Raw genomic sequence first — 726 nt, forward strand, 5'->3', positions numbered from 1 at the left:
ACGTGAGTCAGTTTTGTCCGGGCCTTTTCGTGATAGTCGCTGTCATGCTCTGACTCTGATGCAATGACCGTGGCTGAGAAAATCGCGTACCGCCTTGCGTTGCGGGCTGACTGCCAAAAAGCACGCTCGTTGACGCAATAGGCTGTGGCATTTCCGATCTTAATCGCATCCAGCCAGTTGTCGTCTTTCAGGTGTTTGATCGCCTTCGCGACTGACGTTCGGCTCAGATCTGTCACCTCACTGAGGGTTTTGTAGGAGCACACGACGGCGTTTGTTGACTTGCCCATGTGCTCTACGAGGTAGAACAGGATCTGCATCGCTACGGGGTTTCTACGGGCCAGCTCCCGCATCTGCTTCATGTAGCTCCGGTTGAGCTGGACGAAGTTGTAATTCTCGGCGGGAACTTGGTTGCGAGTCTCTTCCATGGTGGTACTCATCAGTCTCGTTTGGTGCTACTGGTTGTACACGTAGAAGCACTGGTTGTAAATAATGGTGTACTGGTTGTAAACATGAGTACACTCCTAGGGTGTACTCACCAGTACACTCCTAGGGTGTACTCTGTTTTTAAAAAACCATTTAAAATCAGTCGCTTGAAGCGTGCCCCCTTCTATATCTCAATAGGGCTCCGCCCTAGGCGATGCCTTACCCCTAAAAAGCACGGCCTACGGCCTTGAGAATGCCTGCCCGTTGGGCAGATGATTTTTTAGTTGCAGCGGGCCTTCGGCC

At 51.8% G+C, this 726-nt stretch carries 1 protein-coding gene; it reads right to left on the bottom strand.

Going from position 1 to position 726, the window contains the following annotated elements:
• On the bottom strand, positions 1-425 hold a 425-nt coding region (locus GHN86_RS23005), incomplete at its 3' end, for a replication/maintenance protein RepL (RefSeq protein WP_228389649.1).
• Between the last annotated feature and the right edge of the window lie 301 nt (positions 426-726).

Origin of the sequence: Pseudomonas helleri (genome assembly GCF_009600315.1) — a bacterium.
GTDB lineage: Bacteria > Pseudomonadota > Gammaproteobacteria > Pseudomonadales > Pseudomonadaceae > Aquipseudomonas > Aquipseudomonas helleri_A.